Source organism: Haloterrigena salifodinae (genome assembly GCF_003977755.1).
In the GTDB taxonomy this organism is placed as follows: Archaea; Halobacteriota; Halobacteria; order Halobacteriales; family Natrialbaceae; genus Haloterrigena; species Haloterrigena salifodinae.
In genome coordinates, this window is the sequence record NZ_RQWN01000002.1 from 602,918 (window position 1) to 626,461 (window position 23,544).

Below are 23,544 nucleotides of genomic sequence, written 5' to 3' on the forward strand. Positions count from 1 at the left end.
ACACATGTCAGAACTAACAATATACGATTCACACGGAAACCCCTATGGAGACAGCGGGAGAGGGCATTCGAACGATCGGATCGAGGAGTTCTTCTTCGGCGGCGTCAAGCTGTATCTCGACGCCGGCTCCCGGACGGAACTGGTCGTCTTCTTCCGCGCTCGAGAATCGAACGTCGGTCGCGCCGAACAGTTCTACGCCGTGTACACCACGCGAAACACGCGCAACCTGTTCGAGAACTTCACGTCGGAGCTCCGCCAGCGGGTCGAGACCGAGTACGGAATGTCGATCGAGACGTCGTCCGACGACGTCCGGGTGTACGAGGCCCTCGGCGGCCGGAACGACTCCGTCCCTGGCTCGGAGTTCGACCACTCCGTCGTCTCGAACCTGCTGCAGTCGGGGAAACGGCTGCGGTTCGGCGTGTCGTCCGCGAGCGGTGCACTGGCCCTCTGCTCGAAGTACCTTCAGGGGTCGGCAAACCGGGTCGCGATCGCGGACAACACGTCGATCGACGCCCTCGAGAGCTGCGATCTGGCGGTCGAGGTCGGAACCCATCGGGGCCTCGAGCCGCTGGGTGAGACGAGCCGCCTGATGGACGAGCAGCGCCGGAGCATGGAGGGCCAGTTGATAAACGAGAAGGTCACGACGATCAAACAGGAGGTCGACGACCTCCGGACGAAGACCAGCAAGAGCGACGAGCAGATCCGAAACCGGCTCAAACGACAGCTATCGATCTTCGAGACGCCACCGCCGCCGTCAAGTACCGGCGGTCGGTTCGATGCGTTGCCAGACCTGAGCCGTCCCCAGAAGCTCGCCGGGGGCGTGGTCGTTCTCGTAATTCTGATCGCGCTCGTTTCGGTCGCGACCGCAGGGCTACTGGGATTCCCCACCCCGCTCGCGGATGCGCTCGGCTTTAGCGACGACGCGAACGAATCGGAGGCCGCTCTCGAGAACGTCACTGTGGAGGGGATCGAGATAGCGAACTTCGACGAGCAACAGAACATCACACTCTCCGGAGACGAATTGAATGTCGCCGGAGAGACGGATCGGGACGCGGTACGGATTACGTTCTCTCCCGACGGAGATAGCGGAGATGTGAACACCACGTCCGACGTCGGAGACGACAATTCGTTTGACGAGACGCTATCCGGACTCGAGCCCGGCAGCGGTAAACTGCTCGTCGAAGTAGAGACGGACGACGGCGAGTTCGAGTCGGAGATCGACAAATCGGTGACGCTCGAATCCGAGAGCGAGACGGACGTTCCGACTCTCGAGACCGAGTCGGTCGGCGACGAGTCGTTCGACGACCTCGAAGAGGCTGAAAACGCAGCGGTGACGCTGTCTGACGGCGAGTTGACTATCGAAGGGGCGACGAATCAGGAGACCGTCAAGGTCTCGTTCGAACCCGAGGACGGGAACGAGACAGTCTCCAACACGACGGCTGTCGGTGACGGCTCATTCACCGTCACGCTCTCCGGACTCGAGCCCGGCAGCGGCGAACTGCTCGTCGAGGCAGGGTCGGACGACGGCGAGTTCGAGTCGGAAATCAACCAGTCGGTGACAGTCGAACTCGAGCCCGAACCGACTCTCGAGACCAATTCGGTCGGCGACGAGTCGTTCGAAGAGCTCCAAGCGGCTGAAAACGCAGCGGTGACGCTGTCGGGCGGCGAACTGGCTATCAGCGGGACGACGAACCAGAAGACCGTCCAGGTCTCGTTCGAACCCGAAACTGGGAACGACTCAACCATCAACTCGATCGATGTCGAAGACGGTTCCTTCACCGTCACGCTCTCCGGACTCGAGCCCGGCAGTGGCGAACTGCTCGTCAAAGCAGGGTCGAACGACGGCGAGTTCGAGTCGGAAATCGACGAGTCGGTGACAGTCGAACTCGAGTCCGAACCGACCCTCGAGGATATTATGGTCGGCGACAAACGGTTCGACGAACTCGAGGAGAACGAGAACGTCACGGTCTCGGACGGCGAGTTGACCGTCGAGGGGTCGACGAATCAGGAGACCGTCAAGGTCTCGTTCGAACCCGAGGACGGGAACGAGACTGTCTCCAACACGACGGCTGTCAGCGACGGCTCGTTCACCGTCACGCTCTCCGGACTCGAATCCGGCAGCGGTGAACTCCTGGTCAAGACCGGACTCGACGACGAAACTGACGAAGCCGAAGTGGAACGTCGCGCGGCGATTCGGCTCGAGTCGAACGGTTCGAACTAATCGATTACCGACGGCGGCTATTTTTTCACGCAGGAGTAGATGAGGTCAGAAGAGTCGGTTCGTGTCAGTCCCACTCACGCCGACGCGAAGAAAAAGGAAGAGTCATAAATCCCGGGCGAAAACAGAAGACTGCGCGCGGATGGTCTAGTGGTAGGACCTGAGCCTTCCAAGCTCATGGCCCGGGTTCAAATCCCGGTCCGCGCACTTTTCGACGACGGACGTGAGGAGAACATGTACAAGAGGGATTTGAAGCACGCGAGTCGCAGTGTCTGAGCGCAGTGAGGACAATCGTCTCTCAGTCGAGTTCAAATCTCGGTCCGCGCATTTCTGCTGCGAGTGCCTTCACGAGCAGCGGGGATCGTATCAAGGGCACCGACTCAAAATCTCTACACTGAGTTCGTTTCCCGAGATCGTCCGTTCAGTGTCTTGAACTCGTCTCTCCTGTTGTCGATTCAGTATCACTCTCGAGTGTAGTACCGTGTTTGGCAAAACACATCCCATAACGTCCGATATTGTGGGATTCCTCGTTATAAGGTGCCAAAACACACGGGCTGGGGTAGAAAACTCCCGTTTCTTTAGCTCCTTTGCCGTTCCATCAATCCTCCCTACATTATTTCGTCAATTGACGAACATAGTATTGGTTTCCCGTAATTACCAGAACGTAACTGATCGAGTAGTAGCATCTCCAGTAAAGAGTGTATTCGGCTAACATCGGCCTAACTACCATAGATGGGCACTAAGTTCACCTATTTCTTCCGAAAGTGGTTTGCTCCTTCACTAACTCGCAATGGAAATGTTATTAACAAATTTATATTTCCATGCCTCTACTAATAAATTACCGCCAGGAAGTACGTCGATTGTCGAATAAACCACGTTCAGTGGTTTTATGAGAGGTTAAACATCAGATTTATGGGGAATATTAGTATTACTCTATTTTATAATATGTCTTCATAAGTCGGTTTCTTGCTTTTCGGACCGAACTCGGGACCTGATATCGATGCAACACCGTCTGGAGCTCTTTACTCCATCGACGATAAGTACCAATCGTTGGGATTTCAGTTCTCGTACAAACTATCCTCTGAACCGAGTATAACCTCCGAATAGAGGCACATCGGGAAATATTGTCCGTTTCTGGGCTAATCACAACTTATGTGATAATAGTCACTCGATTACTCTTCTAACCAAGTGGAACGTGAGTCGATAGATCTTGTCAATATAATGAATAGGGTGTTATATCTAATCCCATATGGTATTCAATACAAAACAGATATTTGCTGACTGTTTCGCAAAGGTGTAGGTAAGAGGTATGAGTCGAATGCTGACTTCGTAAGCTGACGCCGTGTCACCCTCGATCTGCAGAATTCAAACCGGACGGTACCGTAGTCCACAGGGGATTCAGTGGGAGCAACAGTTTGTGTCGATCGCTCTCAGCGAGTCTAACGGCACGAACGGCGCGGCCTCGTCGATCAGGTATCCCCAGCGAGTGCGAAGACGAAACCAGTGCCCTCGCGTTCACTCCTCGAGTAGTTGACAGTGTCCTTACGGACCGTTCCGCCGCAGTCGACCGGAGAATCTGCAGGTCGAAGACGGTCGGGACACCCTTCTGGCAGCCCCCGAACAGTCGTCCCGAGGCCGGTCTGCTCGATTCGATCGACGCGCGTTCCGTGGTCGGTCAGTTGTTCGCGACGATATCACGTCAGTCCTCGAGTGACAGAGGTTACTAATCCAGTCGTTCCGTGGGAGTAGTGCTCTCCGAAGACGAGTCGTACGTGGAATCGCCGGCACCGTTCCGAATCGAGGTCAGATCGATGCCTTTTCTCTTCGCATCGAATTTCGAAAGTCCGTAGACGACTCCGACGAGCAGGAGCACACACACCGGCAGCAAAGCCACTGGACTGGTTTCAAAGAACCCATATGTCAAGTAGAACAGAATCGAGACGATTGCGACGGTCACGGCGTAGTAACTCTGCGTGCGAACGTGTGCGATGAGGTCCGTCCCGGTAAACGTCGATGAGAGAACGGTAGTGTCGGAAATCGGAGAGGTGTGGTCGCCGAAGATCGCGCCGGAAAACACTGCCCCGACGACCACGGACGTGGAGCCGAACCCGCCGGTAAGTTCGAACGCGACCGGAATGGCGGTCGGCGTCAGGAGTCCCATCGTTGCCCAAGACGACCCCATCGTAAAGGAGATTACTGCTGCGACCAAAAAGACGAGCGCCGGGAAGATACCGGGCGAAAGGATGGTTTCGACCGAACTAGCGACGTAGTTCCCGGTCCCGAGTGCGTTGGCGACGGTTCCGATCGTCCACGCTAATACGAGGATCGTTACTGCGGTCAACATGAGCCCGAATCCCTCGAGAATCGCGTCGATACTTTCGTCGAGATCACAGAGATCGTACGCGAGTCCGATCGCTATCGCCGTCATCACCATCGCGAACGACCCCACATGAGGGCAGTCGTCCATGCTCCGTCACCCGCGATAGTGACCATCTCTCGAACGAAGGACGTGATTTCGAGAGCGAATAGCGGCTCGAATACGGGTTGTCCGTTGTACCCGGTCCACAACGCGCCCCCGATGGTGACGGCGAGTAACATCGAGATCGGGAGGAGGAAGGTCCGGAGCATCGGTCGGGTAGCGTTCGGTTCACTGAGGCTTTCGTTCATGTCCTGCAAGGGGTCAGCATCAGGGGCACTAACTGCGCCGGTCGTCTGCGCTCGGTGCTCGGCGTCGAGCATTTCACCGTAGTCCCACTGCGTTGTAACGATAATACCGACCATAACGATGGAGAGGATGGCGTACGCGTTGTAGGGGATCGATTGAAGATAGACAGTGAACACGTCCGGCGCCTGCGCGGCGCCCTCCGATTCGATGTTGCTGAACCCTTCGTTGATCATCGACAGCTGGAACGCGACCCAGCTCGAGATACCGATCGTCGCGACGGGCGCCGTCGTCGAGTCGACGATATAAGACAGTTTCTCGCGAGAGATCCGAAGTCGATCCGATGCTTCGCGCATCGTATTTCCGACGATCGCCGTGTTCGCGTAGTCGTCGAAGAAAATTCCCATTCCGAGAATCCACGTCATCAGTCCGATTTTCCGTCGAGATTCGAGTCGCTCGACGGCCCAGTTCCGGACGGCGATAGCGCCGCCGAGTCGCCAGATGAGGGCGACACCCGAACCGAGGAGAAGCGTGAACACCAGTATCTGAGCGTGGAAGCCGTCGTCGGCGATGATCGCCTCGATCAGCCAATCGAACGACTGAGCGATCCCGAAACTACCGGTATAAATGATTCCGCCCGCCCAGATGCCGATGAATAGCGAAGGGATGACGCGTTTCGTTGCGATTGCTAACACGATCGCCAGCAATGGCGGTCCTATCGATAATATTCCAAACTCGGACATGGATGGTATGTTACTCCAAACCGTGATAAATCCTTTGATGAGCAGGCGAACAAGTACACGTGAGAGGTAGCGAGACGCGGTTTGAAATATACAAACGGAATCGAAAGGTGATTACAATAGTATGGTTGTATATCTTTGCTTCGACGACCGCTACGGGTTAGTGAGACTCGGTACTCGTTTTCGAATATCGACGCGACCATTCGTTTACCCCTCCCCGTACGGATGGAGCAGTAGTCATTCCGGCTCTCGCTGGAGGACTCGTGGCGGCGTCTTCCCGTCAGAATCGGTCGGCTAGGCTTCTGAATAGCACTGGTATCAGTCTATGATATATCCGAATTCGGTTTCCGTCGCGTTTCCCGACGCTACGCTCGAGACGAGTTCGAGTCGCGCTCCGCTCGGCAATCGAATCTCCGAGGAGAGTCTGCAGAGCGAAACTCGATCGCTCCAGAAGCGTTCCGTCCGCGGTCGGAATCGAGTTACTTTACGCGGGCGACACCGGATCGGCGACCTCGTCGACGACGTCGTCGATGATGTCGACGCAGATGTCGATTTCGCGCTCTCGGACGTCGAGCGGCGGGAGCAGACGCAACGTCTTCGTACCACAGCCGAGGGTCAGTAGCCCGTGCCGGAGTGCCGTTTCCATCGCTTCGTCGCGGTGATCCGCTGTATCGAACTCGACGGCGATCATCAGTCCGAGCCCGCGAACGTCGGTCAGAATGGACGTTTGCTCGGCCACTTCGCGAAGCCGATCTCGGAAGTACGTTCCCAGTTCTGTCGCGTTATCCAGTAGGTTCTCCTCTTCGATGATCGAGAGCGTCAGAGCTCCTTGCATCGATGCGAGAATATCGCCAGCCCCCCACGTCGAGGAGAGGCGCGCTTCCTCTTCGGGGAATATATCCGACCGGGAAATCGTCGCACCGACTCGGAGCGCCTTCGCGCTCGTGATAACGTCCGGTTCGATGTCGAAGTGATCGACGGCCCACATCTCGCCGGTGCGACCGACCCCCGACTGGATTTCGTCGACGACGATCGGAATATCGTGTGTCGAGCAGATGTCGTCCAGCTCCGACATAAACGAGGCGGACGGCACGTTGTAGCCGCCCTCTCCCTGAATGGGCTCGAGAATGAGAAACCCGACCTCTTCCGGAGGGATGTGCCCCGAATCCCCGAGTTTCGTTCGGAGTCGATTGAGTCCGTGCTCGGAGTATTCGACGTCGTGGACGCCGCTGATCTCGGGAAACTTCCGCCGATAGACCGATTTCGAGCGATTCAGAGAGAGCGCGCCGAGCGTGCGCCCGTGGAACGCGTCGTCGAACGTAATGGCGTACTTCGGCGTCTCACAGTCGTCGTAGCAAATCTTCATCGCGTTTTCGACCGCTTCGGCGCCCGAGTTCGACAGGAACACGGTGTCCATGTCGTACTGACTGCTGATCTCGGTGAGTTCGTCCATGAGGTGTGCGGGGCCAGGTAACGAGGATTCCTCGGGCGTTCCACCCGTACTGACGTAGAAATCCTGTCCGGCGATCTTCATCGGGTCGACGAGATCGAACTCCCGTAACCGCTCCGTGAGAGTCGGGTGATTGTATCCGAGCGGCGCCGCGGCCACGTGACTCGTAAAGTCCATGAGGACGTTTCCGTCCGCGTCGGTACAGAACGGCCCCGTGGCGTCTTCGGTTACGTCCCAGACGAAGTCGTAGACGTACGTACTGGGGGCCGCCGTGTTCTGGTGAAACTCGACCCATCGTTTGCTCTTCGAACCCGGAAACGACGCTACTCGGGGGACTGTGTTCTCACGGTCCATATCACGTACCACCGACGCGTGCCACATAAAATATCCGAATCATTTATGAGACCGCCGATCGGCTCGGGGCGAGCGGTATACGACCCGTGGTATCAGATAATACGATTCCCGAACGCGCTCGCGATGAGATCCGTCGCCGCCTCGGCCGTCGTGTTCTCGTCGTCGAGAAGCGGATTGACCTCCACGACGTCCATCGATCGCAACACGTCCTCGTCGGCGTCGCGTTCGGCGAGTCGCTCGAGCGCGAGATGCGCTTCCCGCTCGGTCGCTCCCCCGGGGACGGGCGTCCCGACGCCGGGAGCCGCGCGCGGGTCCAGCCAATCGAGATCCAGACTCACGTGAACGCCATCGGTACCGCTGGCTGCAATGTCGATGGCCTCGTCGACGATCGCAGAGATGCCGCGATCGTCGATATCGGCCATCGTATAGGCGGTGACGTCTGCTCGGCGCAACGCATCGCGCTCTTGCTCGTCGAGACTCCGCAGTCCGACGAGGACCGTGTTTTCTTCGGGGATCGACGGGGCGATCGACCAGTCCGCGTCGGCGAAATCCCGATGTCCGTGGGCTGCCGCGAGGGGCATCCCGTGGAAGTTTCCGCTGGGCGAGGTCGTGGGCGTGTTGTAATCACCGTGGGCGTCGAACCAGATGACGCCGGATTTCGCGTTCCGAGCGGTGCCGCGCAAGGTCCCGATCGCGATCGAGTGATCGCCGCCCAGAACGAGCGGCTTGGCGCCCTGTTGAAGCGCCTCCGCCACTCGATCGGCGATAGCCGCGGTCGTCGACTGAATGGCATCGGCCGGTTCGGTTCTGGTCTCGGACACGGGCACGTCACCGATGTCGGTAACGGAAACGCCGGCCTCGGAGAGCGCGTCTTCGAGGCCGGCGTGTCTGATGGCGGCCGGGCCGAGGTCGGCCCCTCGACGGTTGCCACCGATATCGATCGGCGCACCGATGACTGCGACGTCCGACGAGACTGCTGAGTCGTGCAAATCGGATTCGAGTTGCATCGTCATGGCCAAAGCCCTCTAGCAGTTAAAGCTTCACCGATTCGTGACAGTGCGACGATGTAGGCGGCGGTTCGCCAGCGGACGTCTCGCTCCGCTACGGTCGCACGGACGCTGTTCCACGCGTCGACCATCTCGGAATCGAGTTCGGACTGGACCTCGTCGGGGGACCACTGCCGCCGATTGATGTCCTGGAGCCACTCGAAGTAGCTGACGGTAACGCCGCCCGCGTTGGCGAGTATGTCGGGAATCACGGGAACGTTCCGTTTCTCGAAGATTTCATCTGCGGCCGGCGTCGTCGGTCCGTTAGCGCCTTCGACGACGAGCTCGGCGCGGACGTCATCGGCGTTATCAGCCGTCAAGACGTCACCGACGGCAGCGGGGATCAGAAGGTCGACGTCAAGCGTGAGCAGTTCTTCGTTGGAAATGCGCTGCGGCGCGTCGTACTCGGAGACGCCCCTCGGGTTCTCGTCGTGCGACGGAACATCGAACGTATCCAACCCGGTCGGGTCGTAGATACCGCCAGTAACGTCGCTGACGGCGACGACGTTCGCACCCCATTCGTCGAGCCGGCGCGCCGCGTTCGCCCCGACTGATCCGTATCCCTGGATCGCAACGGTGGTCTCTTCGACCGGAACGTCGTAGTAATCGAGCGTCTCTCGAGCGACGACGGCAACGCCGCGTCCCGGTGCCGCTTCCCGACCGTGGCTCCCGCCGATAACGGTCGGTTTGCCGGTAACGACCCCGGGAACCGTCTCTCCCTGCTGCATCGAATAGGCGTCCATGAACCACGCCATCGTCTGGTCGTCAGTTCCCAGGTCGGGCGCAGGAATGTCTGTCGTCGGTCCGACGAAATCCCGAAGCTCCTCGGCGAATCGACGTGTCAACCGCTCTCTTTCGTCCTCGCTGAGCGTCTGCGGATCGACGACGACGCCGCCTTTCGCCCCGCCGAACGGGAGGTCCATCACTGCACACTTCCACGTCATCAGCATCGCGAGTGCAGTCGACTCCTCGGTCGAAACGCCTGGATGGTAGCGAAGACCGCCCTTGAAGGGACCGCGGATTTCGAAGTGTTGTACGCGACAGCCCGTGAACACCTCTACCTCACCGCTGTCTCGGCGGACGGGTATCGACACCTCGACGGTCTTCGATGGGTGGCTGAGTTGTTCGACCATGTCCGGCGAGAGGTCGAGAGCGGAGACGGCCCGTTCGAGGTGCTGGTGAACGGTCTCGAGCATCGATCTCTCTTCGGTCGCCGGTTCGGTATCTACCGTCGGAGTTGCGTGACTCATGGTTCAATCACTCGGCTGCCGCATCGCTGTCTGCCACGGACAGTTCTGACATCGCTGGTTCGCTCGCAGCTTTCCACCGCAGACTGGACAATGGGATGGTATCTCATCTGATCGCGTTTCTCAGTGATACATGATCAATAATAAATATTGGTGTACAGTACTGGGGTCGTAGTCCTTTGCATATATCAAAGATCGCTCTCACGATAGATCGAAGCCAGGTTAGTCGTTCGCCGTGCCTATCGGCGAATTTCCGGTTTATTCTCGGCCGATACCGTCGTATCCGATTCGGCTTCGTGCCCATATATCAAAAGGGCACACCACACAGGAGGCTGCCGACAGCGACGCTGAGACGACACGAATGCGCGGGATTTTCCGTCCGACCCACAGAAGAATTACAGCTGTATGCTCGTAATTGAGTCCGCATCACGGATCGAGCTGCCGGTTATTTACCGAGTATCAGTGGCGTTGCTTAGCGTGGTCGGATGATCGCGACTGAACAGTCGCGCGTCTATTTGGAATGGTCAAATAGGCAGACGAGATTCATACGGTTCGATCGAACGTCATCGTCTCCAGATTCACTTCGATGAGGTTCGCCGTTTCCATGACGAGTTCGGGGATTTCGGACTCAAACCGGTCGCCTTTCAACCTGCTCGTCGGTGCAGTGAGGCTGACGGCACCGACGACCGACTCGTCGCTATCGATGATAGGAGCGCCGACCGCCCGGAGTCCGCGAATCTCTTCCTCATCGTTTATCGCGTACCCGCACTTCTTTACCTCCTCGAGTTCGTCCCACAGTTGCTCGCGATCGACGATAGTGTTCTTCGTTTGGCGTTCGAGCCCTTGTCTGTCGATTATGTTTTCGATCCGCTCCTCGGGCAGATGGGCGAGCACTGCCTTCCCGGACGCGCTATCGTGGAGGTACTGAGGCGTCTCCCGCATTTTATGGTGGTAATCGGTGCCGACTGCCTGTTGGCCCCGACGTTCGTATATCGCCACCTCTCTCCCGTCGTCTTCGATAACGAGATGGACGTATTCTCCCGACGCTTCCGCGAGTTTGTCCACTTCCTGTTGTCCGGCAGTGTAGATATCGGTCGTATTCCGGACGTATTCTCCCATCGTAATAAACCGGTACCCGAGCTGATAGACGTTATCGTTCCGCACGAGGAGGCGGCAATCGACGAGCGTACTCAGATACGTGTGAATAGTGCCTCGCGAGAGATCGACGTGGCTCTCGATCTCTTGTAGCGATGCACCGTCCAGTTCTTGAACTACCTCGATAATCTCGCAGCCCCGCTGCAGAGACTTGATACGGCGCGGTTCCGCGTTCGACGAGTCGGTCATATCCTCTCCTGTGCATCCATGTTTAAAGTGATTTGTATTTTCCCTGGCTATAAACGGAGTTGGTTCTGTAATTGGTCCAAAATTACGGCGTTCATCGGGGAATGATCGTGATATCCTAAAGTCGGTGCCCGAGTAGCAACGCGACCACCGTCCATCGTCGAGACGGATCCCGATGTTCCCGGCTTCGGGAGGCGGATAACGGCCTGATTAGCGAACGCGTCTCGCATCTCGAATACGGCCCCCTCGGTGAAGATCTCACGACGCCGAGCGGTTCGTCGGGCGGGTGACCCCGTCGTCCTCGGATCGTAGTGAGTAACGCGGGAGGGTACGGAGTTCGGGATCGATCGACTCATCCCGTTTCAGCGAGGGAAACACTGACCTCGGGACGAGAACGAGCAAGAAGGGCTAGTGGACATTACATATCTCACATAAGAACCAGAATATACCAGACCTCATACTATTTCCGACCCTGTGTGTGTAGTGATTGCGAGGTGTTCCTAAACTATCCCTACATGCCCCAATAATGAGTCCTGCGCACGTTCTGGATTACAACATCCGAACTACACTGGATCGTATTTTGAATCAAGAAGCAGGAGACGATAGCGGCGTAATCTATCTTAGAAGCGCTTTGAAGGCCGAGATAGATAGTAGACTTATTTCTAGACACTGTTTTTACACATCTACTATCTTAATAAGTATAAAATATGGTAGGCGGTTCTGATCCGATAGCCAAAATCGAATTTCGAGCTGTCCAGTTTTGCTGCGATGGCGCTCAAGTTGTAGTGCGCTAACAGCAGCCGCCGCGATCAGTCGAGCGTCTCCGTATCGACGGTCGAATCGGCGCCCTCGTCGGACTCGTTGACCGCCGCGTCGTCCTCGAGCGCGTTCCGATCCCGTATCAACCAGTATCGAACGCACGGATTGGTTCCCACAGCGTTACTACCCGCCGGTCGTACTCGGTCGGCCGGTCACCAGAACCGAACCAGTTCGAAAATTCGAATGAGTAATCCGTCGGGTGTCAATGTCTTTGGTATTATGTATCAAACGGCGGCGTATGAGTACCGATGCCCCGGTAACGACGCCTAACTACCGCGACCTCCCGGACGAGGAGTTCGAGGACCGCATTACCGACCTGTGGGAGCGGTACGCCGACTGCGATCTCTGCGCCTACGAGTGCTCCGTCGATCGGACCGCCGGTCAGGAGGGAACCTGCCGGGTCGACGACACCGCGTACGTCTCAACGCACTTCCCTCATTTCGGCGAGGAGGACTGTCTAAAGGGCCACAACGGGAGCGGAACGATCTTCCTCGCGAACTGTAACATGAAGTGCGTCTTCTGCCAGAACTTCGAGACCAGCCACGAGGCCGAGGGCGATCCCGCGACGTCAGAGGAAATCGCCGAGATGGCCCTCGAACTCGAGTCCCGCGGCTGCCACAACATCAATTTCGTCTCGCCGACCCACCACTCGCCGCATCTGGTCGAAGCCATCAAGATCGCGAAAGAGCGGGGACTGGACCTGCCGATCGTCTGGAACTGCGGCGGCTACGAGCGCGCGGCGATCCTCGAGCGACTCGAGGGGATCGTCGACATCTACATGCCCGACGTGAAGTGGTCGGACGACGCGGCCGCGGCGAAATACTCGAAGGCACCGAACTACTGGGAAAACGTCACCGAGTCGCTACGGGAGATGCACCGACAGGTCGGCGATCTGGAACTCGACGACACCGGCCTCGCGACGGGCGGGCTGCTCGTTCGTCACCTCGTGATGCCCAACCACGTCGAAAACGCCGAGCGCGTGCTGGAGTTCATCGCCGAGGAGGTCTCCCCGGAGACGTTCGTCGATATCATGGCTCAGTATCGCCCTCACTACAAGGCCGACGGGGAGGAATTCTACGAGGAGATCGGCCGGTCGATCACCGGAGACGAGTACGAGGCCGTGATCGACCACGCCCGCGACGTCGGCCTCGAGCGACTCTACCTCGACCGGTCGATGCTCGAGAACCGGCCCGGCCTCCTCGATCGCCTGGCTCGACGCTGACTGCTCGCGGTCGACTCGGTGACGTCGACGAAGCCCTCGAGAATCAGGCGTCTCCGGCAACGACTGGAGAACTGGTCGACGCCTACAGCGACCGCGAGGTCGAGACGCAGTGGTGAATTCGCCGGAACGGAGGCTGTCCGAGCCCTTGCGAATCCGTTCACTGTCCCTACCCGCTTTCCGATCGACCCGTCGCCCATGAGCGAGTCCGCGACCAGATATTCGGCGGGCGACGAGGTAGCGACACCCGACGGCCGCGGCGTCGTGGCGGCCGTCCCGATCAACGACGTCGAGTTCCCGCAGGGCGGCGGCGAGGACGATTACGCGGCCGTCGAGGCCGGCGACGACCCGCCGGCGTACGTCGTCGGTCTCGAGGCGGTCGGCTCGGCCGTCTACCGCGCCTCAAGCCTCGAGCAAAGCGACCTCGAGGCAGACGACGCCACCGAATCGACCGACGGCGACGCGGTGACCGACGTCGTCGACGAGGACGTCAACGGATTGGATTATCTGCCTGAAGGGTGGGATCGGGACAGCGTCCTCGAGTACTGGTCGTCGATCGGCGGCTCCTGGGAGGAGTGCGCCCAAGATCTGACCGACAAGTTCGACGCGGAGCGAGCGAAACAGCTCTGCTCGGCGATGAAAGACGAGGTCTTGCGGACCCAGCGGTGGCGAATAGATTCTAGCGCACTCCGTCTCCTGTCCACACCCTCTCGTTCCCTCGTCGTCTTCCTGCCGCCCCTCGTTGTCGCTCTATCGTCCCGCCTCGAGCCATCAACCGACGGGCTCGACCACTCAGTCCACGCTGTCCCGGAGCGCGTCCTCTAGCTCCGCGACGAGGGTCGCGTCGTCGGTCCAGTACCCTTCGAACGTTTCGTCCGCTCGTTCCCGGGCGATCAGGCCGCCGGTCCGGAGTTCGTCGCCGCCGCCGTCGAAAGCGAGTACCCAGAACGTCCCGATCTCCGGGCCGGCGTCGGCGTGGACCGTCACGCCGGGGATCGACGGCCGATCCCACTCGTCGGCAACGTAGGCGTGGACGTCCAGCGTCGACTCGCCGGCGAGGCGAACATACACCGGTGCCATCGCCTCGAGGGCGGCCGCTCGCTGGAAGCTGACCCGCAGGGTGCCGCTGCCGACGCGCCAGGCGCGGGCCTCGATCTCGCGGCTGATCGCGAGCAGCTGTCGCCGATCGAGCGCCTGCCAGACCGTCGCCTCGAAGACCTCGATCACGCGGCGATAAGCACCGTCGTCCGTCTCGGCCCAGGGGGCGACGATCGGCGGCTCGAGAAACTCCCGAGCGGCCTCGAGGCCGATCGCGGCGACGAACTCGCCGTCTTCGGCGCTCGCGGGTTCATCGCTCGTTTTCTCGGCGACTTCGCGGACGACGAGAAACCCCTCTTTGGTCGTGGCTGCAGCCGGCAGCGAGCGGTAGTCGACGGTGTCGACTCCCGTTTCTGTCTCGATCCGGTCGGCGATCGCGGGGCGAGGCTGGGGTGCGTAGATGGTAACCGTTCGCGCGGGCGCCTCGAGTCGGTCAAAGTAGTCGGAGAGCGTCATTGGTGGCGTTCGAGCGGCAGCGTCGTGTGTCCCCGCGCCTCGACTCCGAGTCGCCCCCTCACGGACCGGCCTCCGCCGCGCAGGCTCGCGCCGCCAGCTCCCGGATCGGCTCGGGACAGGACGCGAGGGAGACTCGACCGGTTTCCTCGTCGTGAGTCACGATGTCGGCGTCGACCAGCTTCGGGATGTGAACCTGCCGCAGCTGTAGATACCACTGGTTCCGACACCGAGGCTCGATGACCCGACTGTCGTCCGCGTGGCTCCAGGCGGTGACCACGTCGGCAAGCTCCGACAGCGACGCCGTCTCATGCTCGAGCAGAAAGTAGAGGACGAGTCGGCGATCCCGCTCGCGAAGCGCCAGAAAGGCGTCGTCGAGCAGATCCGGACTCGCGGTCGGCTCGGCCGGCGACTGTTCGGGATCCATGCTCGTGAATGCTACTCGGGATTGCCATGTTATCTCTTTCCCCTGTTTGTATCGGTAATATCTGTCACACTCAATCCGGGTGTAATGAACGCGGATTCGGGCGACGAAGAGCCGAACGCTGTGCCGTCGATCGTTGCCTCGAGTCGTCGTCTGCGATCGAAGAAGGGGATTAATCGCCGAGGCGACGGTCGGTCGAGACCCCGCGCAGGTCGACGGCTGCGGCGAAGACGACGACCGTCGATCCGGGGACAGTCGCCGGAACCTTAGTGGCCGGCGCGCGAACTGGCGGACGTGGAGTACGACCTCTTGGGCTGGCCGCCCGACGGCCCCAAGCTCCGGCTCGACTACGAGCGGTTCAGCTACGCCGGCAAGTTCGTCATGACCAACACGGGGAAGGCGGTGGCCCGAACCGACGACGAGATCGTCGCCGCCGTCGCGTTCAACGAGGACCGCACCGACGCGTCGACGCTGTGGCTGCGCTACGTGACCGTCGCCCGCGATCGGCGCGGCGAGGGGATCGGTCCCGAACTGCTCGCACGCGTCCGCGACCGCTCCCTCGAGCGGGGCTACGACCGGCTCCGGATCGCCGTCAACAACCCCTTCGCCTACGAGGCGCTGTACCGAACGGGCTTCGCCTACACCGGGGAGACGACCGGGATCGCCGAACTGCTTCTCGAGCATCCGGCGCCGGTCGGCGCTTCGGACGGCGACGCTCGAGCCCGGTATCAGGCCGGCCTCGACGAGTTTCGCGACCGCGATCTCTCCGAGGCGGAGGAACAGTTCCTCGAGTCACGGGAGGGGAGGAGACCGCCAGACTTCGAGACCGAGGGTGAGACGTAGACGCGGCCCGCTGAAACCGAACGAGTAGAACGCGGTCGATACGCTCTCTGCTCGAGTCCGATCTCGGCGGCCCCGGGAGAGTGCCAGCGCACAGGACTGATAGGATCAGAGTCGTACCGTGTTGATCCGCGACACGTCCTTCTGAGAAGTGAACCAGATACCTTTCGATGACAGTTGGTGAACTCTTGCGTAATGCATTATCGTAGAACACTTATCACGCTCGTCGTAATCGCAGCGTTGCTAACCGGTGTCACCAGCCCGGTCGCCGCTCACGAAACACAGTAGAGGGATACGACGTCACCTTCGGCGGGGCGGAAGAACCGCTCATCACCGGCGAGCGGATGTGGTTGGAGATCGAAATCGTCGATAACGAGTCGGGAGAGCCCGTGGAGGGGCAGGCGGACGCACTGAGCCTGTACGTACAGAACGACGGAAACGATAGAAGTGAAATCAACCTGAGCGAAGTGCACGGCGAAAGTGGCGTGTACGAGGCGCCAGTGATCTTCACGGAATCCGGGAACTATACCGTCCACTTAGAGGGAAGTGTCAAGGATACCGAGGTCCACACGCACTTCGAGACGAGCGTGCAGGATCACACCGAACTGGAATATCCGGATAACGGTTCGCAGGCGACGGACGACGGGATCGAATCGCAGACCGACGGGAATCAGACGGACGAGAGCGGCTTCGGGACCTCGAGCGTTGCTATCGCTGCGATCGGCGTCGTCGCGATCACCGGCGTGGCCCTCCGCCGCCATCGACGCTGATCCGCGCTCCGGAATCCCCGCGTCCGTTACTGCACGGCGCTCGAGACCGTCGACACGATCGGCGGTCCGATCGCGAGTCGGCGTCATCGAGAAGCCAACAATACAAATTCCGGCCCTTCCAATAGCCCACTAATGGGAAACGCTGCACTGCGAGACATCGCCGTTATCGAGGAGTTCCCCTTCTCCGAGATCGAGGGCGTCGTCGCCGTCGACGCCCACAACTGGCTCTACCGGTACCTGACGACGACGGTCAAGTGGACGGACAGCGACGTGTACACGACGTCCGACGGCACCGAGGTCGCCAACCTCGTCGGCATCGTCCAGGGGCTGCCCAAGTTCTTCGAGAACGACATCACGCCGGTGATGGTCTTCGACGGGGGCCCCTCCGAACTCAAGGAAGACGAGATCGAGTCCCGCCGCGACCAGCGTCGCACCTATGAGGAGCAACTCGAGGTCGCCCGCGAGGAGGGCGACCAGGTCGCCATCGCGCAACTCGAGTCACGGACCCAGCGGCTGACGCCGACGATCCAGGAGACCAGCCGCGAACTGCTCCGACGGCTCGACGTCCCGATCGTCGAGGCGCCCGCGGAGGGGGAAGCTCAGGCGGCCCACATGGTCCGCCGCGGCGACGCCGACTACGTGGGGTCGGAGGACTACGACGCCCTGCTGTTCGGCTCCCCGCTCACGCTGCGCCAACTGACGAGCAAGGGCGATCCCGAACTGATGGACCTCGAGGCGACCCTCGAGCACCACGACCTCACCTTAGAACAACTAATCGACGCGGCGATCCTCATCGGGACGGACTTCAACGAGGGCGTCTCGGGGATCGGTCCGAAGACGGCGATCAAAGCCATCACCGAGCACGGCGACCTCTGGAGTGTCCTCGAGGAGCGGGGCGCCCACATCGAGTACGGCGACCGGGTCAGACAGCTGTTCCGCGACCCCGACGTGACCGACGACTACGAGTTCGACACCGACCTCGATCCGGATCTCGAGGCCGCCCGCGAGTTCGTCTGCGAGGAGTGGCGCGTCGCGGAAGACGAGGTCGATCGCGGCTTCGAGCGCATCGAGGAGAGCGCCGCGCAGACGGGGCTGGATCGCTGGACCTGACGCCGGTCGATCCCTCACCCGTATCGCGGTATGCTCCGGATAATAAATGCCGACGCCGGGCTACGACGAAACGGGTGATATCCCATGTCACGACAGCCCGATGGCGACCGATCCCGAGGTAGCGATCGATCGACGCGGACGGGTGAGACCGCACCCCCATCAGGACGATGGCTGCTGTCGACCGTACTGCAGACCGTCGTCGCCGTCGTCGGTCTCGCCGTCGTCCTGTACGCGCTGAGTCGAGCGTTCGGCATCGACCTCCTCGGCATGACCGCCGCCGCGCTTGCGACCCAGACCGGCCAGTGGATCGCGATCGCCGTGGTCGCGCTCATTGCCATGAGCGCGGCGATGCGAGCGGTACGCTCCGTTCGAGCGCCGTGACGTGTCGCGGGACGAATCGCTCCTCGCGTTCGTCCCCTGAACCCGATTTTACCCGTTTCGCCGACCGATCGTCGCTTCACTCGAGGTTTCGTTTCGGGAGCGTGATGTAGAACGTCGACCCCGCGTCGGGTTCGGACTCGACGCGAATATCGCCGCCGTGATTCTCGGCGATCTCCTGGCACAGCGAGAGGCCGATCCCGGTGCCCGGATACTCGTCGTCGTGGTGGAGGCGCTTGAACACCTCGAAGATGCGCTCGGTCTTCTCCGGCTCGATGCCGATTCCGTTGTCGGCGACCGCGAACTCCCAGCGGTCGTCCCGGTCCGCGGCGCTCACCTCGACCCGGGGCACCGCGCTCTCGTTGTACTTGATCCCATTCGAAACGAGGTTGCTGAACAGTTGCTCGAGTTGGTCGACGTCAGCGCGGACCGTCGGCAGCGAGTCGACGAGGATCTCGACGTCGTTCTCTGCGATCCGTAGCTGCAGATCGTCCTGGACGCGATCCAACACTTCGGTACAGTCGACCGGCTCGAACTCGCCGTCGGCGTGTTCGACCCGCGAGAAGGCCAGCAGATCGTCGATCATCTCGCGCATGCGGTCGGCGCCGTCGACCGCGAAATCGATAAACTCCCGGGCCTCGACGTCGAGGTCGTCCTTATATCGGTTCTCGAGCAGTTGCAGGTAGCTCGAGATCATCCGCAGGGGCTCCTGGAGGTCGTGGGAGGCGGCGTAGGCGAACTGCTTGAGCCGATCGTTGGACTGCTGGAGCCGGTCGACCGTCTCCTCGAGGTCCCGTTCGTACTGCTGGCGGTCAAGTTCGTACTTCACCCACTGGCCCATCAGGTGGTGTAACGTGCGTTCGGCCTCCGAGAACTCCTCGCGGGGCTCGGTCGAGACGAACCAGAAGGTCCGGTCGGGACTCCCCTCGATCTCGAGGTGGGTGCCGAGATACGCCCGGATTCCGAAGCGCTCGTAGCACAGTTTGCCGTCGAATCCCGTCTCGACGGGATCGGTAATCGTACGGGTTCCTTCCTCGTCGATGGGCGCCTCGCAATACGTCTGGGAGAGGGGGTACGGCTCGCCCGGCGTGAGGTACTCGTGGTCGCCGTTCGTGGTCTCGACCTCGAACCGATCGGCCGCCGGGTCGACCGTCGCGACCCCGCCCAGTTCCATGTCGAATCGCTCGCAGCCCAGGTCCAGGACCGCCTGGAGTTGCTGGTCGAACGATCGGTCCGGATCGGCGGTGATCTCGTACAGTTCCCGCTGGGTTCGCTCGTCTCGCCGGCGCTCGAGTTCGGTGCTGACCCACTGGCTGATCAGGTCGATGAACGTGTACTCCGTCTCGGTGAACGGCCCCTCTCGGGGCGTTTCCGAACCGAAACACAGCGTTCCGTACTGTTCGCCGTCGACCTCCAGCGTCGTCCCGAGGAAGGCGTCGAGCCCGTACGTGTCGTAGGCGGGACCGCCCTCCCAGCCCGCGTCGACGGCGTCGTGGACGCCCACCGACTCGCCCGCGTCGACGACCTTCTTGCAGTACGTTCCCGACAGCGAACCGCCGCCGCTCGTCCGGATCCGGTCGTGGGAGCCGACCGCCTCGACAATCTCGAAGCGATCGGTCTCGGTGTCGACGGCGGTGAAGTAGCCGACGTCGCAGCCGAACCACTCGCGGCCGTGCTCGAGCAGTCGCTCGATCTTCGCCGCGAAGGCGAGATCGGGATCCGACGTGATCTCGTAGCTCGTGCGGAGAAACTCCTCGCGCCGGCGGCGCTCGAGTTCGGTGCTGATCCACTGTCCTATCAACTCGAGGAACGTCCGTTCGGCGTCGGTAAACGGCCGGTCGCGCGGCTCCGTATCGTAGAACCAGAACGTGCCGTAGGGTTCGGTGCCGGCGGTGACGCGGATGCCGAAGTAGGTCGCGAAGCCGAACTCCTCGAAGACGGGGTCGTCGTCCCAGCCGGCGGCGACGACGTCGGGGACGGCGGTCGGCTCGTCCCAGTCGATGGCCTTCCGGCAGAAGTTTCCCTCGGTGGGCTGGATCGGTAACTCCCCTTCGAGGTCGCCCATGTCGGGGCCGACCGTCACTTCCGCCCGGAAGTTATCGTCCCAGGTTGGGAGGTGAGCCAGCGCGCCGCCCCTGAGGTCGAATCGCTCGCAGCCCAGTTCCAGCAGTCGCTCGACCCGTTCCTCGAAGGAGAGATCGGCGTCGGCCGTCGTCTCGTAGAGTTCGCGGAGGTAGTTCCGGTGTTCGCGGACCGCCGTCTTCGCGTCGGTGCGCTCGTGTACGGTCCGGATCATCCGGTCGACCGTCGCCGCCGGTTTCTCGCCGTCGAAGAACGCCTCGGGGGGCGTGTAGTAGAAATTCTCCGAAACCTTCCCGTCGGAGACGAGCCGGGGATGCGTCTTGATGACGTCTTCGAGGACGGGCGCGGGGAACCGCTCGCGGTCGTACTGACAGAGAAGGGTACAGTTCTCGCCGCGGAGGCGGTCGTTCACCCGCGCTTCCAGCGCCACGAACTCGTCGGCGTCCTCGATCGCTCGCAACAGCCACGTCTCCTCGGCGGTCACCCGTGCCCCCTCGAAATCGACGGTCGACTCCGCGACGAACGTCTCGAGCAGCTCCAGCGACGCCTCGAGATCGAACGAGCCGTCCCGCAGATAGGCGTCTTCGACGTCGGAGATCACCAGCGCGTCGGATTCCAGCGCCTCGTCGACGTCGACGCCGGCGTCGCGAAGCGAGTCGCAAATCTCGTCTCGGCCGGTCTCGTCGGCGAGGTACAGACACCGCTCGCCGTCCTCCAGTCCACGCCGGACGAACGGAATCGCGGCGTCGAACTGCTCGTCGCGGCTCTCGTAGAGCAGCGCGAGGTGGTCGTGCGAGCGGGCGCGACCGTCAGTCGACCCGACCGGCCCGCGAAACGCGGACCCCAGATTCGGCGCCTCGAGTCTCGTTTCCCGATCCGAAGCGCGTCGCCGGTCGGTTCGTTCAACCTCGTCGCTCATCGCTCCCCTCTACTTGGCCGACGACTAAAAGGTCTGGACCACCGAGCGGCTCCCGCCGACGGCCGGCGATCACCCGTTTCGATTGCCGGTAGCACCCAGTTGCGGTAACACGGTCGCCGGGCGCAGGACCGAAGGCTCGAGAGCGCCTCGGCTCGAGCGATGCGAGCCTACGAAGTCCAGACCGCCACGAGCGATTACGAGGGAGTCGTGCAGGTCGACCGCGAGCGTCCCGAACCGGACGCCAACGAGGCGCTCGTTCGCCTTCGGGCGGCCTCGCTCAACTACCGCGATCTGGCGATCGCGAACGCCGACCTCGCCTATCCGGGCGCCTCGCTTCCGGTCGTCCCGCTTTCCGACGGCGCCGGCGAGGTCGTCGCGGTCGGCGACGACGTCGATCGCCTCGCCGAGGACGATCGCGTCGCGACGCCCTTCGCGCCCGACTGGATCGCGGGGGAGGGCACGCGCGAGAAGATGGCCCGAACCACCGGCGGCAACGTCGACGGCGCGCTCGCCGAGTACGCCGTCTTCCCGGCCGAGAGCCTCGCCGTCCTGCCCGACCACCTCTCTTACGAGCAGGGGGCGACGCTGTCGTGTGCCGGCCTCACGGCGTGGCGCGCGCTCGTCGAGGACGGCAGCCTCACCGCCGGCGAAACCGTCCTCGCGCTCGGCACCGGCGGCGTCTCCACCTTCGCCCTCCAGTTCGCGACGCTGCAGGGTGCCGACGTCTTCGTCACCTCCTCGAGCGACGAGAAACTCGAGGTCGCCCGCGATCTGGGCGCCGAGTGGACGCTCAACTACGAGGAGACGCCCGACTGGGGCGAGGCCGTCCGCGAGCGAACGGACGGCGGCGTCGACCACGTGATCGAGGTCGGCGGGCCCGGTACGCTCGAGCGCTCGCTCGAGGCCGCGGCGGTCAACGGCCACGTCCACCTCATCGGCGTTCTCAGCGGCCAGGACGGGCGGATCCAGCCCGGACCGATGCTCCACAAAGCGCTGACCGTCGAGGGCGTGATGGGGGTCGGCAGCCGCGCGATGTTCGACCGGATGAACCGCGCGATGGCCGCCGCGGAGATGGAGCCGGTCGTCGATCGCGTCTTCGGGTTCGACGAAGTCCGCGAGGCCTACCGCTACCTTGAGGCCGGCGAGCACCAGGGGAAGATCGCGATCTCGATCGAGTGATCAACGGCGGCGAAACCGTTCCGGAACGAATTCCCGATAGGCGAACCGTCCGGCGCTGCCGGCGTCGCCGACGTCTGAGAGGTAGCCGACGCCGACGCTCGCCTTCAGCGCCTTCGCCGCCCGTCCCGTAAGGACCCGCGAGCCGACCGTCGCGACGGCGTCGTCGCCGACGCTGACGACCCAGCCTGGCGATTCGAATCGGAACGACTCGAGGTCGGGATCGAATGTCTCGACGCCGTCGCGACGGGCCTCGACGAGCCGTTCGATATTCTCGGCCGCCGTCCGAGCCTCGCGGACGGCCGCCTGCGCGCTCGCCGGCACCGCCTCCCCGTCGGCGTCGACGACCCGCGCAGCGTCGCCGAGGGCAACCGTTCGATCGCCGAGTCGCAGGTCCGCTTCGACGGTCGGCCGCTCGCCCTCGAGGGCGTCCGCGCCGCGAATGCCGCCGGTCCAGACGAACAGGTCGAACGGAACTCGCTCGCCCGACTCGAGCCGAACGCCGTCCGCGTCGGCTCCGGTGACGGCCGTCCCCGTTCGGATCTCGATTCCGTAGTCCTCGAGCGCGCGCTCGACCGCTCGCCCGAACTGCTCGGGAAAGTCCGGCGCGACCCGCGCTCGTTGCTCGAGGAGCGTGATCGACGCCGAGCCGTACTCCTCGCGGGCCAGCGCGGCGAGTTCGCCCGCGACCTGCACGCCGGAGAGGCCGGCTCCGCCGACGACGATTCGACTTCCGTCGTCCGCCCGCAGCGCTTCGCGGGCTCGCTTTCGGATCCGGCGCGCGTGCGGGAGACGCTTTAGCGGAATTCCGTGTTCAGAGACCCCCTCGAGCCCGTAGTACGCCGTCCGCGCGCCGAGACAGATTGCCGCGATATCGTACTCGAGGCGACCGTCCGAGAGCGACACGATGCGTTCGTCCCGGTCGATCGCCTCGACGCGCGCGACGCGAACCGTCGCCCGCTCTACGGCGCCGGGCAACGAGAGCCGGATCTCGTTGGCCACGCCGGGCCGGCGGATCACCCGGTGGAGTTCGTGCTGGACGAGGTGGTCCGGCGACTCGTCGACCAGCGTGAGGTCGACGTCGGACGGGAGCGACGACTCGAGTCGCTTCGTCAGGGTCAGCCCCGCGTAGCCCGCGCCGCAGACGACGACGTGCATGGCGGCGGCTACGGCTTCGAGCGGGATAGGTGCACGGCGG

Annotated in this window: 17 protein-coding genes, 1 tRNA gene and 2 pseudogenes; 10 read left to right on the forward strand and 10 right to left on the reverse strand. The window is 61.9% G+C overall.

Annotated features, from left to right (window positions below; genetic code table 11):
* The first annotated feature begins 4 nt into the window (after positions 1 to 4).
* Positions 5 to 2,221, forward strand: coding sequence for a hypothetical protein (locus EH209_RS11690; RefSeq protein WP_126663063.1), 2,217 nt, complete (start codon positions 5 to 7; stop codon positions 2,219 to 2,221).
* 133 nt (positions 2,222 to 2,354) lie between these two features.
* A tRNA-Gly gene (locus EH209_RS11695) sits at positions 2,355 to 2,425 on the forward strand.
* Between the two features lie 1,516 nt (positions 2,426 to 3,941).
* Here EH209_RS11695 and EH209_RS11700 read toward each other — a convergent pair.
* From EH209_RS11700 to EH209_RS24960, 6 genes and pseudogenes are all read right to left on the reverse strand, one after another.
* Positions 3,942 to 5,623, reverse strand: a pseudogene (locus EH209_RS11700) (Na+/H+ antiporter NhaC family protein).
* A gap of 481 nt (positions 5,624 to 6,104) precedes the next feature.
* Positions 6,105 to 7,424 (reverse strand): aminotransferase class III-fold pyridoxal phosphate-dependent enzyme, encoded by a 1,320-nt coding sequence (locus EH209_RS11705; protein WP_126663064.1) that lies wholly within the window; start codon positions 7,422 to 7,424, stop codon positions 6,105 to 6,107.
* A gap of 92 nt (positions 7,425 to 7,516) precedes the next feature.
* Positions 7,517 to 8,437, reverse strand: coding sequence for an arginase (rocF, locus tag EH209_RS11710; protein WP_211338351.1), 921 nt, complete (start codon positions 8,435 to 8,437; stop codon positions 7,517 to 7,519).
* Complete coding sequence (gene gdhB / locus EH209_RS11715) at positions 8,434 to 9,720, reverse strand: glutamate dehydrogenase GdhB (RefSeq protein WP_126663066.1); 1,287 nt, start codon at positions 9,718 to 9,720, stop codon at positions 8,434 to 8,436. Before gdhB ends, rocF begins: the two co-directional genes overlap by 4 nt.
* Before the next feature lie 540 nt (positions 9,721 to 10,260).
* Complete coding sequence (locus EH209_RS11720) at positions 10,261 to 11,061, reverse strand: IclR family transcriptional regulator (RefSeq protein ID WP_126663067.1); 801 nt, start codon at positions 11,059 to 11,061, stop codon at positions 10,261 to 10,263.
* Between the two features lie 806 nt (positions 11,062 to 11,867).
* A complete protein-coding gene (locus tag EH209_RS24960) occupies positions 11,868 to 11,993 on the reverse strand; it encodes a hypothetical protein (protein WP_282957090.1) in 126 nt (41 codons plus the stop codon).
* Between the two features lie 122 nt (positions 11,994 to 12,115).
* Between EH209_RS24960 and EH209_RS11725 the strand changes: the two genes are divergently transcribed.
* On the forward strand, positions 12,116 to 13,099 hold the full coding sequence (locus EH209_RS11725; RefSeq protein ID WP_126663068.1) for a radical SAM protein: 984 nt from the start codon (positions 12,116 to 12,118) through the stop codon (positions 13,097 to 13,099).
* A 195-nt stretch (positions 13,100 to 13,294) separates the two neighbouring features.
* Positions 13,295 to 13,921 carry a hypothetical protein gene (locus EH209_RS11730; protein ID WP_249038790.1) on the forward strand — a complete coding sequence of 209 codons (627 nt, stop codon included), beginning with the start codon at positions 13,295 to 13,297 and terminating at the stop codon, positions 13,919 to 13,921.
* On the opposite strand, the gene EH209_RS11735 is transcribed toward EH209_RS11730, so the two are convergent.
* Together EH209_RS11735 and EH209_RS11740 are read right to left on the reverse strand one after the other, a co-directional pair.
* Positions 13,889 to 14,650 (reverse strand): DICT sensory domain-containing protein, encoded by a 762-nt coding sequence (locus EH209_RS11735; protein ID WP_126663069.1) that lies wholly within the window; start codon positions 14,648 to 14,650, stop codon positions 13,889 to 13,891. The two genes, EH209_RS11730 and EH209_RS11735, sit on opposite strands and share 33 nt — an antisense overlap.
* A gap of 58 nt (positions 14,651 to 14,708) precedes the next feature.
* Positions 14,709 to 15,074 (reverse strand): DUF7344 domain-containing protein, encoded by a 366-nt coding sequence (locus EH209_RS11740; RefSeq protein ID WP_126663070.1) that lies wholly within the window; start codon positions 15,072 to 15,074, stop codon positions 14,709 to 14,711.
* A gap of 291 nt (positions 15,075 to 15,365) precedes the next feature.
* Here EH209_RS11740 and EH209_RS11745 point away from each other — a divergent pair, with 291 nt between their 5' ends.
* From EH209_RS11745 to EH209_RS11760, 5 genes and pseudogenes are all read left to right on the forward strand, one after another.
* Positions 15,366 to 15,914: a GNAT family N-acetyltransferase gene (locus EH209_RS11745; RefSeq protein WP_126663071.1), complete on the forward strand. Its 549-nt coding sequence runs from the start codon at positions 15,366 to 15,368 to the stop codon at positions 15,912 to 15,914.
* A gap of 326 nt (positions 15,915 to 16,240) precedes the next feature.
* Positions 16,241 to 16,390, forward strand: a pseudogene (locus tag EH209_RS24635) (FixH family protein); the annotation flags it as partial.
* A 6-nt stretch (positions 16,391 to 16,396) separates the two neighbouring features.
* A complete protein-coding gene (locus EH209_RS24640) occupies positions 16,397 to 16,681 on the forward strand; it encodes a hypothetical protein (protein WP_249038791.1) in 285 nt (94 codons plus the stop codon).
* Positions 16,682 to 16,813: 132 nt separating this feature from the next.
* A complete protein-coding gene (fen, locus tag EH209_RS11755) occupies positions 16,814 to 17,791 on the forward strand; it encodes a flap endonuclease-1 (protein ID WP_126663072.1) in 978 nt (325 codons plus the stop codon).
* 84 nt (positions 17,792 to 17,875) lie between these two features.
* Positions 17,876 to 18,172: a hypothetical protein gene (locus EH209_RS11760; RefSeq protein ID WP_126663073.1), complete on the forward strand. Its 297-nt coding sequence runs from the start codon at positions 17,876 to 17,878 to the stop codon at positions 18,170 to 18,172.
* A 76-nt stretch (positions 18,173 to 18,248) separates the two neighbouring features.
* On the opposite strand, the gene EH209_RS11765 is transcribed toward EH209_RS11760, so the two are convergent.
* The gene (locus EH209_RS11765) at positions 18,249 to 21,170 is read right to left on the reverse strand and encodes an MEDS domain-containing protein (RefSeq protein WP_126663074.1); all 2,922 of its coding nucleotides are present in this window, start codon (positions 21,168 to 21,170) and stop codon (positions 18,249 to 18,251) included.
* Positions 21,171 to 21,329: 159 nt separating this feature from the next.
* On the opposite strand from EH209_RS11765, the gene EH209_RS11770 reads away from it, so the two are divergent.
* Positions 21,330 to 22,349, forward strand: a complete 1,020-nt coding sequence (locus EH209_RS11770) for a zinc-dependent alcohol dehydrogenase family protein (RefSeq protein WP_126663075.1) — start codon at positions 21,330 to 21,332, stop codon at positions 22,347 to 22,349.
* Here EH209_RS11770 and EH209_RS11775 read toward each other — a convergent pair whose 3' ends face one another.
* A complete protein-coding gene (locus EH209_RS11775) occupies positions 22,350 to 23,504 on the reverse strand; it encodes an NAD(P)/FAD-dependent oxidoreductase (RefSeq protein ID WP_126663076.1) in 1,155 nt (384 codons plus the stop codon).
* Positions 23,505 to 23,544: the final 40 nt, after the last annotated feature.

Excerpts from the sequence above, each read along its gene's own strand:
- rocF (WP_211338351.1), bottom strand. The coding sequence starts at position 8,437 with ATGACGATGCAACTCGAATCCGATTTGCACGACTCAGCAGTCTCGTCG.
- EH209_RS11765 (WP_126663074.1), bottom strand. The coding sequence starts at position 21,170 with ATGAGCGACGAGGTTGAACGAACCGACCGGCGACGCGCTTCGGATCGG.
- EH209_RS11770 (WP_126663075.1), top strand. The coding sequence starts at position 21,330 with ATGCGAGCCTACGAAGTCCAGACCGCCACGAGCGATTACGAGGGAGTC.
- EH209_RS11735 (WP_126663069.1), bottom strand. The coding sequence starts at position 14,650 with ATGACGCTCTCCGACTACTTTGACCGACTCGAGGCGCCCGCGCGAACG.
- EH209_RS11705 (WP_126663064.1), bottom strand. The coding sequence starts at position 7,424 with ATGGACCGTGAGAACACAGTCCCCCGAGTAGCGTCGTTTCCGGGTTCG.
- EH209_RS11690 (WP_126663063.1), top strand. The coding sequence starts at position 5 with ATGTCAGAACTAACAATATACGATTCACACGGAAACCCCTATGGAGAC.
- EH209_RS11730 (WP_249038790.1), top strand. The coding sequence starts at position 13,295 with ATGAGCGAGTCCGCGACCAGATATTCGGCGGGCGACGAGGTAGCGACA.
- gdhB (WP_126663066.1), bottom strand. The coding sequence starts at position 9,720 with ATGAGTCACGCAACTCCGACGGTAGATACCGAACCGGCGACCGAAGAG.
- EH209_RS11760 (WP_126663073.1), top strand. The coding sequence starts at position 17,876 with ATGTCACGACAGCCCGATGGCGACCGATCCCGAGGTAGCGATCGATCG.
- EH209_RS11740 (WP_126663070.1), bottom strand. The coding sequence starts at position 15,074 with ATGGATCCCGAACAGTCGCCGGCCGAGCCGACCGCGAGTCCGGATCTG.
- EH209_RS11775 (WP_126663076.1), bottom strand. The coding sequence starts at position 23,504 with ATGCACGTCGTCGTCTGCGGCGCGGGCTACGCGGGGCTGACCCTGACG.
- EH209_RS11725 (WP_126663068.1), top strand. The coding sequence starts at position 12,116 with ATGAGTACCGATGCCCCGGTAACGACGCCTAACTACCGCGACCTCCCG.
- EH209_RS11720 (WP_126663067.1), bottom strand. The coding sequence starts at position 11,061 with ATGACCGACTCGTCGAACGCGGAACCGCGCCGTATCAAGTCTCTGCAG.
- fen (WP_126663072.1), top strand. The coding sequence starts at position 16,814 with ATGGGAAACGCTGCACTGCGAGACATCGCCGTTATCGAGGAGTTCCCC.